The following is a 15827-nucleotide window of genomic DNA, read 5'->3' as shown; positions in this document are numbered from 1 at the left end:
GATGTGTCTGATCTCCGTGGTCGAGGACCTTGATGGCTGGGCCCTCGCGCCGCTTCCCTCCTCTGCCATGGAACACTCGTATGGCTGACGGCGCAACGTGACGGGACATGCACGCATTGCTCCGTCTGGGCGATTACAGCGGTCGCCCGGCATGCATTCGACACAGCGCGTACACGGACGCCGGCCCAGCCACCAGGCTGATCAACTCCTCGGACCAGCGGTCCAGTTCACCGTCGGTGGCGTGGCCCCCGAGCCGCGCGTCGTGGCCCTGGATGCGGACGCGCCCCGGCTGACGGTCGACACCGCGCCCGTGCCCGGCTGCGAGGGCTCACACGTCCGGGGCGAGTTCCTCGGTGATCTTGGCGGAGGCCCGGCGGGCCTCCGTCGCCGGATCCGCCCCGGACAGCACCCGGGTCATGTACCCCTTGATCGGGTTGTCGGCCTCGACGTCGGCCCACTGAGGGGTGCTGGGGGTCGCCCGGCCGTGTGCCGCGCCCGCGGCCATGGCGGCGACCCCCTCCTCCCCCTCGGCCTTGCTCGCCAGCGTGGTCTTGTTGGGCACGTAGTTCATGGTGCGGGCGAGTTCGGTGTCCCACTTGGCGCCGACGAGCGCCCCGACGACGGCGGTCGCCGCGAACTGGTCCTTGGTGCCGGCCGGGACGACGAGGTCGGAACCGCCGGTGAAGACGGTGCCGGGCCGCGCGGCGGTCTTCCCGGGCACCGGGAAGAAGCCCAGCTTGTCCTTCAGGTCCGGGTTCTGCCGCACGATCGCGTGGGCGAGCCCCGGTACGGCGATGATCTGCGCCACCTTGCCGCCGGCGAACACCCCGGCCTGGGGCGGGTGTTCCTCGTCGGCACCGACCGGGCCGCGGCCCAGTGCCTGCAGCCGCCGGTAGAAGTCCATGCCGCGCAGCGCGGCCGGGGTGCCGAGGGCGCCCTCCCACCTGTAGTCCTTCTGCCGGGCGAGGTCTCCGCCCTCGTCCCAGACGAAGCCGGAGAGGGTGTACCAGTCCTGTCCGGCCAGGTAAATGCCCTGGTTGCCACCGGAGTTGAGCCTTTCGGTGTCGGCGAGCCACTCCTCGCGGGTCCTCGGCGGGCGGGTGATTCCGGCGGCCTCGAAGAGGTCCTTGCGGTAGATGACGACGCGGTTGGCCGCGTACCAGGGGATGCCGTACTGCGCGTTGGCGTCCTTGCCGGGCTCGGCGAGGGCGGGCAGCCACTGGTCCTGGCCCCAGTCGCGCATCGACTCCAGCGTGAGGTCGGCGAGCTTGCCGCCGTCGGCGTACAGCGGCACCTGCGTGTTGCCGACCTCGATGACGTCCGGTCCGTGGCCGGAGTCGTCCTTGAGCGCCGTGCGGACCGTGTCGACGATGCCGGTCCATTCCTGGATGCGGATGTCGAGGCGCAGGTCCTTGTGGGTGCGCTCGAAGTCCGCCGTGAAGCGCCGCAGGAAGTCCGCGGAGGCGCTGTCCTTCATCAGCCACACGGTGACCGTCTTGCGCTCGTGGCCGCCCGGGAGCATCCCGCAGGCGCTCACGAGGGAAGCGGTGACACACACCAGGGCGAGCAGATGACGTCTCACGAGGGGTCCTCTTCTGTCTGGCTGGGATGCGGACAGGCGTGGGGGCCCGACGTGGGGGGACGAGCGGTACCGCTCGCACGGGTGTGCTGGATTTTGGTATGGACCAATACGGAGGGTCAAGGGGGCACAAGGGCTGCCCGACCCGCGGTACGCCCGGGACACCGTGCGGTCGGGGCGGGGATGGGGCACGGTGGAGTACGGCGTGACACGAGAGGAGCACCCTCATGTCGAATCACACCTACCGGGTAACCGAGATCGTCGGCACGTCGCACGAGGGCATCGACCAGGCCATCCGCAACGGCATCGCCCGCGCCGACCAGACCCTGCGCAACCTCGACTGGTTCCAGGTCACCGAGGTCCGCGGCCAGATCGAGAACGGACGGATCGAGCACTACCAGGTGGGGCTGAAGGTGGGCTTCCGCATCGAGGACGCGGACTGACCACCTCCCGGCGTCAGGTGCGGCCCTCCCGCTCCTGAGCCTCCTCGAGCGCCGCGGACTTCGCGGCCCAGCGGGCGCGCACGACGGTGAACCCGGCGCGCTCGGCGTCGTCGCAGACCATCTCGTCGTCGTCCACGAGGACACGGACCTCACGGTCCTGGGCGAGCCGGCGCAGGATCTCCAGCTTGGTGAACCGGGCGGGCCTGCGGTCGGCGTTGCCCCGCATGTACACGCGCCCCTCGGGCAGCCCATGGGCCGCGAGCCAGTCCAGCGTGTCGCGCCGGCACCGCTCGGGGCGGCCGGTCAGATACAGCACCTCGCACTCGCGGGCACTGTCCACGGCGAGCGCGATGCCCGCTGCGAGGGGCGGATCCGCGGGCGCTGCGGCGAAGAAGGCGGCCCAGTTCTTCGGCCGTACCTCCAGAAAGTGCTGCCGGTGGGCGGTGTCGGCAAGGGTGTTGTCCAGGTCGAACACGGCGAGCGGGCGCCTGTCGCTGTCGGTCACGGGGACACCTTAGCCAGGCGCCGGCGGGCCAGGAATTCCCGGCTCGCCAGGGCGTTGAACCCTGCGTGAGCAGCACAGTGATCGCCCGGACCCGGTTCTCCGTCCTCGACCGTTCCCGCACCCGCGAGGGGCACCCGCCCGCCGCGGCGCTCCGGGACACCGTCGCGCTGGCGCGGGAGGCGGAGGCGCTCGGCTACCACCGTTTCTGGGTGTCCGAGCACCACGGTGTGCCCGGGGTCGCCGGATCCGCGCCGACCGTGCTGGCCGCCGCGGTCGCCTCGGCCACCGGCGCGATCCGGGTCGGCACCGGCGGGGTGATGCTGCCCAACCACCAACCCCTCGTCGTCGCCGAGCAGTTCGGCGTGCTGGAGTCCCTGTTCCCCGGCCGGATCGACATGGGGCTCGGGCGTTCCGTCGGCTTCACCGACGGTGTGCGCAAGGCCCTCGGCCGGGACCGGGAGGTCGCCGAGGACTTCGCGGCACAGCTCGGCGAGTTGCTGGGCTGGTTCGAGGGCGGCTCGCCGACCGGGGTGCGGGCGCGTCCCGCCGAAGGGCTGCGGGTGCCGCCGTTCGTGCTGGCCATGGGCGAGGGTGCGCGGATCGCGGCCCGCGCCGGACTGCCGATGGTGATCGGCGATCTGCGCGGCCGGGAGAAGATGCTGCGCGGCATCGAGCAGTACCGCTCCCTGTTCCGCCCCTCCCGTTGGGCGTCCGAGCCGTACGTCGTGATCTCCGGGACGGTCGCGGTCGCCGGGACCGAGGAGGAGGCGCGGCGGCTGTTGGTCCCCGAGGCCTGGTCGATGGCGTACTCGCGCACCCACGGCACCTTCCCGCCGCTCGCCCCGGCCGAGGAGGTCGAGGCCCGCCCGATGACCGCGAAGGAGCGCAGCTTCTACGAGGCCTCTCTCGCCGGGCACATCGCGGGCACCGGGGACCAGGTCGCGCAGGAGTTGGAGACGGTGCTGAAGGAGACGGGCGCCGACGAGGTCCTGGTCACCACCAGCACGTACGACCGTACGGCCCTGCTGGACTCCTGCCGGCGGCTCGCCGCGCTGTTCACACCGGGCCGCTGAGGCCGGGCCGCTCCAGGCCCCGGGGCCCCGGGGCCCCGAGATGCGAACCCGGCCGGGCGCGGTGACCCTGGGAGGGCAGACCGCGAGCGACGAGGAGGGCTGCCATGTCCTTCATGGACAAGATCAAGGGCATGCTCAAGGGCCATGAGGGCATGGCCGACAAGGGCATCGACAAGGGCGGCGACTACATCGACCAGCGCACCGGGAACAAGTACCAGTCGCAGGTGGACGCCGGTCAGGACAAGCTGAGGGACGAGTTCGGCACCCGGCCGAACCGGGACAACCCGCCGCAGTCGTAGCGCACGGGGGCGGATAGAGTGTCCCCCCATGCACAGCCCCCACGAGCCGTACGATCCTTACGTCCGCGTCCGGGGCGCCCGTGAGCACAACCTCAAGGGCGTGGACGTGGACATCCCGCGGGACGTGCTGGCCGTGTTCACCGGTGTCTCCGGCTCGGGGAAGTCGTCCCTGGCGTTCGGCACGATCTACGCCGAGGCACAGCGGCGGTACTTCGAGTCGGTCGCGCCGTATGCGCGCAGGCTGATCCACCAGGTCGGGGCGCCCAAGGTCGGCGAGATCACCGGGCTGCCGCCCGCGGTCTCGCTGCAGCAGCGCCGCGCGGCTCCCACCTCGCGCTCCTCGGTGGGCACGGTCACCAATCTGTCCAACTCCCTGCGCATGCTGTTCTCCCGGGCCGGGGAGTATCCGCCGGGCGCGGAGCGGCTCGATTCGGACGCGTTCTCGCCGAACACGGCGACCGGTGCCTGCCCGGCGTGCCACGGCCTCGGCCAAGTGCACGGCACCACCGAGGAGTTGCTGGTCCCGGATCCCTCGCTGTCCATTCGCGAGGGTGCCGTCGCGGCCTGGCCCGGTGCCTGGCAGGGCAAGAACCTGCGGGACATCCTCGACGCGCTCGGCCACGACGTGGACCGGCCCTGGCGCGAGCTGCCCGCGCAGGCGCGGGAGTGGATCCTGTTCACGGACGAGCAGCCGGTGGTCACCGTGCACCCCGTCCGGGACGCGGACCGCATCCAACGGCCTTACCAGGGCACGTACATGAGCGCCCGCCGCTATGTGCTAAAGACCTTCTCGGAGACCAAGTCGGCGTCGCTGCGGGCGAAGGCGGAACGGTTCCTGACCAGCGCGCCCTGCCCGGTGTGCGGGGGCAGCCGGCTACGGCCCGAGGCCCTCGCGGTCACCTTCGACGGCCGGACCATCGCCGAACTGGCCGCGCTGCCGCTGACCGACCTGGCCGCGACTCTGGACGGCCCCGCCGACCGCACCGAGACCGCGCGGGTCCTCACCGAGGACCTGACCTCCCGGATCGCGCCGGTGGTCGAACTGGGCCTCGGCTACCTCAGCCTCGACCGCTCCACCCCCACCCTGTCGGCGGGCGAGCTGCAACGGCTGCGGCTCGCCACACAGTTGCGCTCCGGGCTGTTCGGTGTGGTCTACGTCCTGGACGAGCCGTCCGCCGGACTGCACCCCGCGGACACCGAGGCCCTGCTGACCGTGCTGGACCGGCTGAAGACCGCGGGCAACTCGGTGTTCGTGGTGGAGCATCACCTGGAGGTGGTGCGCGGCGCCGACTGGCTGGTGGATGTGGGCCCCGGCGCGGGTGAACACGGCGGACGCGTGCTGTACAGCGGGCCGCCGGCCGAGCTGGCGTCGGTCGAGGAGTCGGCGACGGCCGCGTTCCTCTTCGACGAGTCACCCGGCCCGGCGCGTGAAGTCCGCTCCCCGCGCGGCTGGTTGAAGGTGGGACCGGTGACCCGGCACAACCTGCGCGCGGTGACGGCCGAGTTCCCGCTCGGCGCGTTCACCGCGGTCACCGGGGTGTCCGGTTCCGGGAAGTCCACGCTCATTGGCGAGTTGACGCAGGAGCTGGAGGGCGTGGACCGGCTGGTCCGGGTCGACCAGAAGCCGATCGGGCGCACCCCGCGCTCCAACCTGGCCACCTACACCGGCCTGTTCGACGTGGTACGCAAGGTGTTCGCCGACACCGAGGAGGCGCGGGCGCGCGGGTACGGCGTCGGCCGCTTCTCCTTCAACGTGGCCGGAGGGCGCTGCGAGACCTGTCAGGGCGAGGGGTTCGTCAGCGTCGAGCTGCTGTTCCTGCCGAGCACCTACGCGCCCTGCCCGGACTGCGGCGGCGCCCGCTACAACCCCGACACCCGCCAAGTGACCTACCGGGAGCGGGACATCGCCGAAGTGCTGGACCTGACGGTGGAGGCCGCGGCGGGGTTCTTCGCCGACATCCCGGCCGCCGCCCGCAGCCTCGGCACGCTGCTCGACGTCGGCCTCGGCTATCTGCGGCTCGGGCAGCCGGCGACCGAGCTGTCCGGCGGTGAGGCGCAGCGGATCAAGCTGGCGAGCGAGCTGCAGCGCGGCCGGCGGGGCCACACCGTCTACCTGCTGGACGAGCCCACCACCGGGCTGCACCCGGCCGATGTGGAGGTGCTGATGGACCGGCTGCACGGGCTGGTCGACGCCGGGCACACGGTCGTGGTGGTCGAGCACGACATGACGGTGGTCGCGGGCGCCGACTGGGTCATCGACCTGGGCCCCGGCGGCGGCGACCGGGGCGGCCGGATCGTGGCGTCGGGTCCGCCGGAGCGGGTGGCCACGGCGGCGGGCAGCGCCACGGCACCGTATCTGGCGCGGGTCGTGCCCTGAGCCGGGCCTGAACCGTCCGCTGCTCCAGTCGGGCCGGACACCCAGGACCGCCGCGAGGTCGCCGGGTGTGCCGGCGCCGTAGGCGACCACCATGGGACGGACCGATGCCCACGTCCGTCGCGTCTGCCCAGCCGGCCCAGGTCAGCCGGGCGCCGAGCCCCGGGAACGAGCGGAACGGGCTGTAGGCCCGCCAGCTGCCCCGCGCCTCGGCGAGGAGTCCGCCGTCGCGGCGCAGCTGTGCCCGGCGCGGCCCGGTGGGCCGGAGCTCGTAGGCCCGGTCCGCCACCAGGGCCTTACGGGTCTGTGCCCTGCGGCGTGGGTTCCAGCCACTGCGATCGGCCTTCTTACATGCGATCGGCCTTCTTGCAGGGGATCACCTGCTTGTCGATGCTCATGGCGCCGGCGTCGCGGTCGGGCAGGACGGTGACGGGCGGCAGCTGCGGAGCCCGCACGGCCACGATGACATCGGGCCACCTCCTGTAGCTGATCCGTATCGGCCCCAAGGGACCGTCCACGGTGCGGTGGTTCGACAGGCGCACTTTCCCGCGTCTGCTGAAGAAGGACACCGCGCAAGACTGGACCGGCGCGCCGACCGGTCGTCCCCCGGGCGCCGGTGCGGGGCCAGGGCCTGTCGTCGCGGGGCAGACGGGCACGTGACGACAGGCTCTAGGGCACCAGCACGGCGTGCGTCCAGTCCGGTTCGCCCACGCGGCCGGGCTGTGCGGCCCGGGCGAGGGACTTGCGGGTGGTGTGGCGGTCGGCCGGGATGACCGGGAGTACGTCCACCTCGGCGACCAGGCCCCGGGTGCGGGCCACCCGCCACAGGGACGCGAGCAGGGTGTCCTCGCCGACGAACGCCGCCGCCGTGCTCGGCCCGCCGCCCTCCTGCCGGTAGCGCAGGCCGACCGGCTGCACGGGTACGCCGGCGTCGAGCGCGGCCTGGAAGACGGCCCTGCGGAAACGGCCGTGGGCCCGCCCGCACCAGGTGCTGCCCTCGGGGAACGCGGCGACGGCCGCCCCCTCGCGCAGCGCCTCGGCGATCCGGGCGACCGTCTCGGGCAGGGCGCGGATCCGGTCCCGCTCGATGAACAGGGCGCCGCCGCGTGCCGCCAGCGGGCCCGCGACCGGCCACTGCCGGATCTCGGTCTTGGCGAGCATCCGGGCGGGGCGTACGGCGGTCAGCAGCGGGATGTCCAGCCACGAGACGTGGTTGGCCACCAGCAGCAGCCCGCCGGCCGGTGCGGTTCCGCCGGTGAAGCGGACCGTGACCCCCATGGCCCGCACGATCGACCGGCACCACCGCCTGACCCACTCGGCGGGGATCCTCCCGCCGAGCGGGGCCAGCGCGATTCCGGCCAGCACCAGGACCGCGGCCGCGGTCAGCCGCAGCACGGCCCGGGGTACGGCCGTGGCGGCCCGGGCCTGCTCCACACAGGCGCCGGGGGTGCAGGGCGCGCTGGGCAGCCAGACGCTCATCAGGCCGGCACGAGGGAGAGGAAGTGCCGCAGATAGCGCGGGTTGACCCGGCGCATCGACAGCAGCACGTACAGGTCGGCGACCCCGAAGTCCGGGTCGTGCGCGGGCTCGCCGCACACCCAGGCGCCCAGGCGCAGGTAGCCGCGCAGCAGGGCGGGCAGCTCGCTGTGCCCGGCCGGGGCCTCGGCGTTCGGGATCCACGGCAGCAGCGGCCGTACCCGGAACTCCTCGGGCGCCAGGTGCTTGGCGCGCACCCGCTCCCAGGTGGCCGTCGCGAGGGCGCCGCCGTCGGCGAGCGGCACCGAGCAGCAGCCCGCCAGCCACTCGTGCCCGCGGTCGACCATGTAGCGGGCTATCCCGGCCCAGATCAGGCCGATGACGGCGCCGTCGCGGTGGTCGGGGTGCACACAGGAGCGGCCGACCTCGACCAGGCCGGGCCGGATCGGGTCGAGCGCGGCCAGTTCGAACTCGCTCTCCGAGTAGAGCCGGCCGGCGACCGAGGCCCGCTCCGGCGGCAGCAGCCGGTAGGTGCCGACGACCTGCCCGGTGGCGGTGTCGCGCACGAGCAGGTGGTCGCAGTAGGCGTCGAAGGCGTCCACGTCCAGTCCGGGCTGCGGCGTGGCCAGCAGGGCCCCCATCTCACCGGCGAAGACGTCGTGCCGCAGCCGCTGGGCGGCCCGCACGTCGTCCTCGTCACGGGCGAGGGTGACGGTGTAGCGGGTCGGTGCCGCGGGCTGCGGGGGGCGGTCGAGGGTGGAAACGCCGGTCATGGCTCTCTCCTGGTCACGGGCCGGGTCGGCGACGGCGGCGAGCGAGTGCGTACGGCTCGTCGCTCCTGTTCTTCCGATGCCGGTTGGCCGGTGTGTGACAGCCGGCCGGAGAGCGGATGTGGGGATGCTGAACGCCGGGGGCGCGGTCGCTCGGCCTTCGTCACGGGACCGGCTGGAGCTCGGGCAGTTCGTCGTCGGCGCCGGGTGTGCGGGTGGGGTGGACGAGCGCGGGGCGGCCGGCCAGCAGTCCGCAGACGGTCTCGGGCAGCACAAGGGCCAGCAGGAGCAGCAGGGACGCCGTCCATCCGCCGGTGAGGCCGTGCAGGACGCCGATGGTCAGCGGTCCCGCCGCGGCTACGAGGTAGCCGCCGGTCTGGGCCATGCCGGACAGCCGGGCCGCGATCTGCGGGGTCGGTGAGCGCAGGCTCAGCAGGGTGAAGGCGAGCGGGAAGGCACTGCCGGTGGCGAGTCCGAGCACACAGATCCACAGCCATGCGGCGTGCGGTGCGAAGAGCATGCCGAGGAGGGCGACGACCTTCGACACGGCGATGGCGGTGACGAGCGGGCGCTGTGAGGTCAGCCGGGCGGCGACGACGGGGACGGCGAAGCCCAGCGGGACGCTGATGAGCTGCACGACGGAAACCATCAGCCCGGCCTCGGCGGGGGCGAACCCTTCGGCGTGCATGATCTCGGGGAGCCACGCCATGAGGGCGTAGAACATCAGGGACACCAGGCCGAGGAATCCGGCGACCGCCCAGGCGAGCGGCGAGCGCAGCAGTGAGCCCGTGTCGTCGGCCGGGGCCGTGCGGGGGGCGGGGTCGTGCCGGCCGCGTGCCGCGAGCGGGGTCCAGGCGAGTGCGGCCAGCAGGGACGGAAGCGCCCAGGCGGCCAGCGCGATGCGCCATCCGACGCAGTAGGTCAGGGGGATGGCGAGGCCCGCGGCGATGGCTCCGCTGGATGCCATGAGCATCATGGCGAGGCCGGTCAGGGAGCCGACCCGGCCGGCGAAGTGGCGTTTGATGACGACGGGCATGAGGACGTTGCCGAAGGCGATTCCGGCGCCGGTCAGGACGGTGCCGGTGAACAGCAGCACCGTCGAGGGCAGGGCGCGCAGCAGGATTCCCGTGGTGAGCAGGACGAGCGACGCGGTGATGGTGGTTTCGGCGCCGATGCGCCGGGCCGTCGGCGGGGCGAGCGAGGCGAAGACGCCGAGGCACAGCACGGGCAGCGTGGTCAGGATGCTGACCTCGGTTCCGGTGAGGTGGAAGGCGTGCTGGAGCCGGCTCAGGACGGGTGAGATGCCGGTGACGGCGGCTCGTAGGTTCAGTGCGAGGAGTACCAGGCCGCAGAGTGCCCAGAGTCTGGCCGCGCGGTGAATGACGGATGAGTTTTTCACTGTTCCCCCTGGACATGCCCGAAGGCTTCCCCCTGGGCGGAGACGGTGTCCGCGTGCGGGGGAAGCCTTCGGTGTGTGGCACCGGGCCGGTGGGTGCTCAGACGAGGGCCGGGGTGGCCGCCGACCTGTTGTGGAACGGGCAGACGAGCTGGTTGGTCTGCCCCTTGGTGAGCGAGGCGGCACCGGAGGCGGTGGCGCCGCTGCCGAGGAGGCGCAGGATCTCGGTGGAGAGGAGGTCCTGCCTGCCCTTGAGGGCGTCGGCGGTGGTCTGGTCGGCGGCGAAGACCATTTCGGCGGCGATGTTGTCCTGGACGATGCGCGCGAGGTTGTCCAGGGCGACGGCCACGGGGTCTGCGGGGGTCTGGGCGGTCATCAGGTCGATCAGATGCGAGCCGGCCATGTCCTGGTTCATGTAGTTCTTGATGATGATGCTGTTCTGGTTCAGCTCGTAGGTGGTCCACAGCGACAGCACCACCACGTACAGGCCGGACCAGGCGTCGTCGCCGACCTGCTTGCGCCAGCGCGTCAGAAGGTTGCCGACGCCCTGGATCTGCACCTTGGACGACCAGTACATGTTGGTGCGGATGCTCGGGTGGACCGCGCTCGAGAAGGTCTCGAAGGACTTCATGTCGAACTCGCGGGTACGGATCGCGTCCGCGATGTAGTCGTGTGCGTGGTCGAGGATGAACGCGCAGGAGTCGTGCAGGTCGGCGGGAAGGCCGGCCTCCTCCAGCGTCGCGCGGGCGGCGTCGAGGGTGTTGGCGAAGGCCTGGAGCGGCACGGTCCAGCTGGTGTCCTTCGGCCCGGTGAAGGCGACCATGGCGAGGTCGTGCGGATCGATGTACTTCGCCTGCGACGCCGGGACGTTCTTGGGGTCCAGGTAGGGCGCGCAGATCGAGTAGATGCCGAGCGGGGTGTGGGCGATGGACTTGGCCAGCTCGAAGACCTCGTCCACGGGCCGGATCCGCTCCAGCACGGTGCCGTTGTCGACGAGGTGGTAGGTGCCGCCCACCATGTCGTTGTTGACGATGATGACGGGACCCAGGTGCTTGGCCAGGTTGGCGCGCAGGGTGTCGTAGTTGCCGCGCATGCCCGTGTCGACGGCACGGATGTTGTCACGAGCGGCGGTCTTCCGGTCGGCGTCCGTGCCGGCGTGCGCGGTGCCGGCCGTGGTCAGGTTGGTGAGAGCGGCGGCGGCGCCGGCAGCGGTGGCGGCGCCGAGGACGGTTCTTCGGGTGGGCACTTTCGGTCATCCCCCTCTGGAATGGCGCGCGGCATCCCCATCCACGCGCGCTGTGTCCGGCGCTTGTCCCGCGGGCACGGGGGACAAGCGCCGTTCTCCGCAACGGAGTTCACATGGTCCGGCGTCAGCCGAGGGACGCGGCGGACGGTACGACGACGCCGTACAGGTCGGCGATCGTCGCCAGGGCGCTGTGGTGGAGCTGCTCCGCGGACACCTCGGCCACGTCCGTCCGCAGGGCACGGGTGGCGGTGGCGTCGGCCACCACCGTGGGCCGGTTGCCCCGCAGGAACGCCCCCTGGGCCGTGAACGCGATGCACATGTGCGTCATGAAGCCGGCCAGCACCACATCGGTGTTCCCGGCCCCGTCCACCAGCTCGCCCAGGCCGGTGCCGTGAAATGCGTTGGGCGCCTGCTTCGTGACGACCGGCTCACCGCCGACCGGCGCGACCTTCTTGTGGATCCGGCCCACCTCGGCGTCCAGGTCGTACGGGCTGTCCGGCCCGCCGTCGTGCTGGACGTGAATGACCTTGGCACCCGCCGCGCGGGCCTGCTCCAGCAGCTCGGCCGCCCGGTCCAGGGCGGGCTCCCAGCCCTCCAGCTCCATGACGCCCTGGGTGTACGTGTTCTGGATGTCGATCAGGATCAGCGTCGAGTTCGCGAGCGACGCCGGGGCCTGGTCGAGGGCGCTGAGGTCGCGCAGGGTCTTCGAAGGCACAACTATCCCTTCTTACAAAGGCACATCGGAAGTTTCTGGCCATCTGTGGTGGCCGAGTAGACGCTACGATCCGGCACAGTTGGCGGCAATGTCGTACTACTTGCAGAAAATGACGTGCTGCCCGGACGTCCGCGGGGGAACCGAATGAGCCTGATCCGAAGATTCATCGTCATCGTGCTGTTCGAGGGCGTCGACCTGCTCGACGTCACCGGGCCGCCCGAGGTCTTCGCGCTGCTGCGCCGTGAGTTGGACGGTGACACCGGCTACCACGTCGTCCTGGTGGCCGAGACCCTGGCACCCGTCACCACGGCGGCCGGCGTACGGGTCTTGCCCGACATGACCTTCGATGAGGCGGCCACTCGTCGCATCGACACCCTGATGGTTCCGGGCTCCGTCGAGGTCGACGACCGGCGTCAGGTGCACGCCCTGGTGGACCCTGCCGTGGTCGTCCGGGTGAAGGAACTCGCCGGCCGGTCGCGGCGTATCGCCTCCGTCTGTGTCGGTGCGCATCTCCTCGCCGCAGCCGGCCTGCTGGACGGCAAGCGGGCCACCACCCACTGGTCGACCGCGCAGCAGCTCGCCGCGGATCATCCGTCGGTCCAGGTCGACGCCGACCCGATCTTCATCCGGCAGGGCAACGTCTGGACCGGCGCCGGGCTGACGGCCTGCCTCGACCTGTCCCTCGCCCTGGTCGCCGAGGACTTCGGCGAGCCCGCGGCCATGCGCGTCGCCCGCCAGCTCGTGATGTACCTCAAACGCCCCAGCGGCCAGAGTCAGTTCAGCGTGCCCATCGAAGCCGGCTCCACCTCCCGCCGCATGGACGACCTGCGCCTGCACATCGCCCGGAACATCGCGGGATCGCTCTCCGTCACCGATCTCGCCGCCCACGCCAGCATCGGCGAACGACAGCTCAGCCGGCTGTTCCGCGACGAGCTCGGCACCACACCGGGTGCCTACGTCGAATCCGCCCGCCTGGAGGCGGCGCGCAACCGGCTGGAGACGACGGACGACACCCTTGACCGCGTGGCGGCACTCTGCGGCTTCAACACCATCGACACCCTGATACGCGCCTTCCGCCGCCGCCTGGACACCACCCCGACCGAGTACCGGAACCGGTTCCGCCGCCCGGAGACCGCCCGCTGAGCGAGAAGGGGGCCCGCCGGGGGAAAACCAGACGGGGCCGGGAGAGCACCGTCCCGACCCCGCCCGCCCGCCACTCGGCGAACGTCCGTTCCCCCGACGGGGCTACCTCTTGACCGCCTTCCGGGTGGCCCTCAGCCACTCCTTGTTCATGCTCGTGATCGACACCAGCGGGATGCCCTTCGGGCAGGCGGTGGCGCACTCCCCCGTCAGCGTGCACCCGCCGAAGCCCTCGGCGTCCATCTGCGCCACCATGTCCAGTACCCGGGTCTCCCGCTCGGGCGCGCCCTGGGGCAGCACGTTGAGGTGGTTGACCTTGGCGGAGGTGAACAGCATCGCCGCGCCGTTGGGACACGCGGCCACACACGCACCGCAGCCGATGCACTCCGCGTGCTCGAAGGCGAAGTCCGCGTCGGCCTTCGGCACCGGTGTGGCATGCGCCTCCGGCGCGGACCCGGTGGGCGCGGTGACGTAGCCGCCGGCCTGGATGATCCGGTCGAACGCGGACCGGTCCACCACCAGGTCCTTGATCACGGGGAAGGCGGCCGCCCGCCACGGCTCGATGTCGATCGTGTCGCCGTCCTCGAAGGACCGCATGTGCAGCTGGCAGGTGGTGGTGCGCTCCGGCCCGTGTGCGTCGCCGTTGATCACGAGGGAGCACGCGCCGCAGATGCCCTCGCGGCAGTCGTGGTCGAAGGCGACCGGCTCCTCACCGGCCAGGATGAGCTGTTCGTTGAGGACGTCCAGCATCTCCAGGAAGGACATGTCGGACGAGATGCCGTCCACCTCGTATGTGGACATGGCGCCTTCTGCGTCGGCGTTCTTCTGGCGCCAGACGCGCAGGGTGAGCTTCATGCGTAGCTCCGCTGGGTGGGGTGGACGTACTCGAAGACCAGGTCTTCCTTGTGCAGGACGGGCGCCGCACCGGTGCCGGTGAACTCCCAGGCCGCCGCGTAGCCGAACGCGTCGTCCCTGCGGGCGGCTTCGCCGTCCGGGGTCTGGGACTCCTCGCGGAAGTGGCCGCCGCAGGACTCGTCGCGGTGCAGCGCGTCGAGGCACATCAGCTCGGCGAGCTCCAGGTAGTCGACGATCCGGTTGGCCTTCTCCAGCGACTGGTTGAACTCCTCTCCGGTGCCGGGCACCTTGATGCGCCGCCAGAACTCCTCGCGGATCTGCGGGATCCGCTCCAGGGCCTTGCGCAGCCCGGCGTCGGTGCGGGCCATGCCGCAGAACTCCCACATGAGTTCGCCGACTTCGCGGTGGAAGGAGTCGGGGGTACGGTCGCCGTCGACGGACAGCAGCCGGTTCAGCCGCTCCTCCGTCTCGGCCAACACCTCCCGGACCACCGGGTGTTCGGCGGTGACAGCGTCTTCATCGGCCCGGTGGGGGTTGCGGGCCAGGTAGTCGTTGATAGTGGCCGGGAGCACGAAGTAGCCGTCGGCCAGGCCCTGCATCAGCGCGGAGGCGCCGAGCCGGTTGGCGCCGTGGTCGGAGAAGTTGGCCTCACCGATCGCGAACAGGCCCGGGACGGTGGTCTGCAGGTCGTAGTCGACCCACAGGCCGCCCATCGTGTAGTGCACGGCCGGGTAGATGCGCATCGGCACCTCGTACGGATCCTCGTCGGTGATCCGCTGGTACATGTCGAAGAGGTTGCCGTACTTGGCCTCGACCGCCGTGCGGCCCGTCCGCCGGATCGCGTCGGCGAAGTCCAGGTAGACGCCCTGGCCGCCGGGCCCCACTCCCCTGCCCTCGTCGCAGACGTTCTTCGCGGCGCGGGAGGCGATGTCTCGTGGGACCAGGTTGCCGAACGACGGGTAGATGCGCTCCAGGTAGTAGTCGCGCTCGTCCTCGGGGACCTGGTTCGGCGGGCGGGTGTCGCCCTTGGCCTTGGGCACCCAGATCCGGCCGTCGTTGCGCAGCGACTCGCTCATCAGGGTCAGCTTGGACTGGTGGTCGCCGGTGCGCGGGATGCACGTCGGGTGGATCTGCGTGAAACAGGGGTTGGCGAAGTACGCGCCGCGCCGGTGCGCCCGCCAGATCGCGGTCGCGTTGGAGTTCATGGCGTTGGTCGACAGGTAGAAGACGTTTCCGTAACCGCCGCTGGCCAGTACGACGGCGTCGGCGAAGTACGTGTCGATCCTGCCGGTGACCAGATCCCGGGCCACGATGCCGCGGGCCCGGCCGTCGATCACGATCAGATCCAGCATCTCGGTGCGCGGGTGCATCTCCACGTTGCCTGCGGCGATCTGCCGGCTCAGGGCCTGGTAGGCGCCCAGCAGCAGCTGCTGGCCCGTCTGCCCGCGGGCGTAGAAGGTGCGGGAGACCTGGACGCCGCCGAAGGAGCGGGTGTCGAGCAGGCCGCCGTACTCACGGGCGAAGGGCACGCCCTGGGCCACGCACTGGTCGATGATCTCCACCGAGATCTGCGCGAGCCGGTGGACGTTGGACTCGCGGGCCCGGAAGTCGCCGCCCTTGACGGTGTCGTAGAACAGCCGGTGGATCGAGTCGCCGTCGTTGCGGTAGTTCTTCGCCGCGTTGATGCCTCCTTGCGCGGCGATGGAGTGGGCGCGGCGCGGGGAGTCCTGGTAGCAGAACTGGACGACGTGGTAGCCCTGTTCGGCCAGGGTGGCGCCCGCCGAGCCGCCGGCGAGTCCGGTGCCGACGACGATGATGGTGTGCTTGCGCCGGTTGGCGGGGTTGACCAGCTTGGCCTCGAAGCGGCGCTTGTCCCAGCGCTCGTTGATCGGGCCGGACGGGGCCTTGGAGTCGGTGACCGCCTCGCCCGTCGCGTGGTTCACGTATTCGGTCATG

General features: G+C 71.5%; 14 protein-coding genes. 5 read left to right on the top strand and 9 right to left on the bottom strand.

All coding sequences use genetic code 11. The features are described from left to right. Positions 1-328: 328 nt before the first annotated feature. Positions 329-1582 carry an extracellular solute-binding protein gene (locus ACWGJ5_RS00695; protein WP_453307623.1) on the bottom strand — a complete coding sequence of 418 codons (1254 nt, stop codon included), beginning with the start codon at positions 1580-1582 and terminating at the stop codon, positions 329-331. Positions 1583-1806: 224 nt separating this feature from the next. On the opposite strand from ACWGJ5_RS00695, the gene ACWGJ5_RS00690 reads away from it, so the two are divergent. Then, entirely contained in the window at positions 1807-2022 is a 216-nt protein-coding gene (locus ACWGJ5_RS00690; RefSeq protein WP_228619641.1) for a dodecin, read from the top strand. Between the two features lie 13 nt (positions 2023-2035). On the opposite strand, the gene ACWGJ5_RS00685 is transcribed toward ACWGJ5_RS00690, so the two are convergent. Then, entirely contained in the window at positions 2036-2527 is a 492-nt protein-coding gene (locus ACWGJ5_RS00685; protein ID WP_453307622.1) for a phosphatase domain-containing protein, read from the bottom strand. Positions 2528-2592: 65 nt separating this feature from the next. Here ACWGJ5_RS00685 and ACWGJ5_RS00680 point away from each other — a divergent pair, with 65 nt between their 5' ends. The 3 genes from ACWGJ5_RS00680 to ACWGJ5_RS00670 all read left to right on the top strand — a co-directional run bounded on the left by ACWGJ5_RS00680 (position 2593) and on the right by ACWGJ5_RS00670 (position 6276). After that, positions 2593-3600: an LLM class flavin-dependent oxidoreductase gene (locus tag ACWGJ5_RS00680; RefSeq protein ID WP_453307621.1), complete on the top strand. Its 1008-nt coding sequence runs from the start codon at positions 2593-2595 to the stop codon at positions 3598-3600. A gap of 104 nt (positions 3601-3704) precedes the next feature. Beyond that, positions 3705-3899 carry an antitoxin gene (locus ACWGJ5_RS00675; protein ID WP_453307620.1) on the top strand — a complete coding sequence of 65 codons (195 nt, stop codon included), beginning with the start codon at positions 3705-3707 and terminating at the stop codon, positions 3897-3899. Between the two features lie 28 nt (positions 3900-3927). Continuing rightward, positions 3928-6276, top strand: a complete 2349-nt coding sequence (locus ACWGJ5_RS00670) for an ATP-binding cassette domain-containing protein (protein WP_453307619.1) — start codon at positions 3928-3930, stop codon at positions 6274-6276. A 666-nt stretch (positions 6277-6942) separates the two neighbouring features. Here ACWGJ5_RS00670 and ACWGJ5_RS00665 read toward each other — a convergent pair. The 5 genes from ACWGJ5_RS00665 to ACWGJ5_RS00645 form a co-directional block, all read right to left on the bottom strand. Continuing rightward, complete coding sequence (locus ACWGJ5_RS00665) at positions 6943-7752, bottom strand: lysophospholipid acyltransferase family protein (protein WP_453307618.1); 810 nt, start codon at positions 7750-7752, stop codon at positions 6943-6945. Continuing rightward, positions 7752-8522, bottom strand: a complete 771-nt coding sequence (locus tag ACWGJ5_RS00660; protein ID WP_453307617.1) for a GNAT family N-acetyltransferase — start codon at positions 8520-8522, stop codon at positions 7752-7754. The genes ACWGJ5_RS00665 and ACWGJ5_RS00660 overlap by 1 nt, the downstream gene beginning before the upstream one ends. A gap of 160 nt (positions 8523-8682) precedes the next feature. Continuing rightward, positions 8683-9918, bottom strand: a complete 1236-nt coding sequence (locus tag ACWGJ5_RS00655; RefSeq protein ID WP_453307616.1) for a CynX/NimT family MFS transporter — start codon at positions 9916-9918, stop codon at positions 8683-8685. 97 nt (positions 9919-10015) lie between these two features. Continuing rightward, the gene (locus tag ACWGJ5_RS00650) at positions 10016-11161 is read right to left on the bottom strand and encodes a hypothetical protein (RefSeq protein WP_453307615.1); all 1146 of its coding nucleotides are present in this window, start codon (positions 11159-11161) and stop codon (positions 10016-10018) included. A gap of 124 nt (positions 11162-11285) precedes the next feature. After that, positions 11286-11876, bottom strand: coding sequence for a cysteine hydrolase family protein (locus tag ACWGJ5_RS00645; protein ID WP_453307614.1), 591 nt, complete (start codon positions 11874-11876; stop codon positions 11286-11288). Positions 11877-12020: 144 nt separating this feature from the next. Here ACWGJ5_RS00645 and ACWGJ5_RS00640 point away from each other — a divergent pair, with 144 nt between their 5' ends. Beyond that, positions 12021-13019: a GlxA family transcriptional regulator gene (locus ACWGJ5_RS00640; RefSeq protein WP_453307613.1), complete on the top strand. Its 999-nt coding sequence runs from the start codon at positions 12021-12023 to the stop codon at positions 13017-13019. A 102-nt stretch (positions 13020-13121) separates the two neighbouring features. Here the strand turns inward: ACWGJ5_RS00640 and ACWGJ5_RS00635 are convergent, their stop codons facing one another. Both ACWGJ5_RS00635 and ACWGJ5_RS00630 read right to left on the bottom strand, forming a co-directional pair. Next, entirely contained in the window at positions 13122-13871 is a 750-nt protein-coding gene (locus ACWGJ5_RS00635; RefSeq protein WP_453307612.1) for a succinate dehydrogenase/fumarate reductase iron-sulfur subunit, read from the bottom strand. Further along, on the bottom strand, positions 13868-15826 hold the full coding sequence (locus ACWGJ5_RS00630; protein WP_453307611.1) for a fumarate reductase/succinate dehydrogenase flavoprotein subunit: 1959 nt from the start codon (positions 15824-15826) through the stop codon (positions 13868-13870). Before ACWGJ5_RS00630 ends, ACWGJ5_RS00635 begins: the two co-directional genes overlap by 4 nt. Position 15827: the final 1 nt, after the last annotated feature.

The sequence above is a fragment of the Streptomyces sp. NPDC054783 genome, from assembly GCF_053611725.1.
Note: the sequence above shows the minus strand (reverse complement) of the source record. Positions and strands in the feature narration are given on the sequence as shown.

Coding starts and splice junctions, on each gene's coding strand:
- ACWGJ5_RS00690 (WP_228619641.1), top strand. CDS start 1,807: ATGTCGAATCACACCTACCGGGTAACCGAGATCGTCGGCACGTCGCAC.
- ACWGJ5_RS00675 (WP_453307620.1), top strand. CDS start 3,705: ATGTCCTTCATGGACAAGATCAAGGGCATGCTCAAGGGCCATGAGGGC.
- ACWGJ5_RS00670 (WP_453307619.1), top strand. CDS start 3,928: ATGCACAGCCCCCACGAGCCGTACGATCCTTACGTCCGCGTCCGGGGC.
- ACWGJ5_RS00665 (WP_453307618.1), bottom strand. CDS start 7,752: ATGAGCGTCTGGCTGCCCAGCGCGCCCTGCACCCCCGGCGCCTGTGTG.
- ACWGJ5_RS00660 (WP_453307617.1), bottom strand. CDS start 8,522: ATGACCGGCGTTTCCACCCTCGACCGCCCCCCGCAGCCCGCGGCACCG.
- ACWGJ5_RS00640 (WP_453307613.1), top strand. CDS start 12,021: ATGAGCCTGATCCGAAGATTCATCGTCATCGTGCTGTTCGAGGGCGTC.
- ACWGJ5_RS00635 (WP_453307612.1), bottom strand. CDS start 13,871: ATGAAGCTCACCCTGCGCGTCTGGCGCCAGAAGAACGCCGACGCAGAA.
- ACWGJ5_RS00630 (WP_453307611.1), bottom strand. CDS start 15,826: ATGACCGAATACGTGAACCACGCGACGGGCGAGGCGGTCACCGACTCC.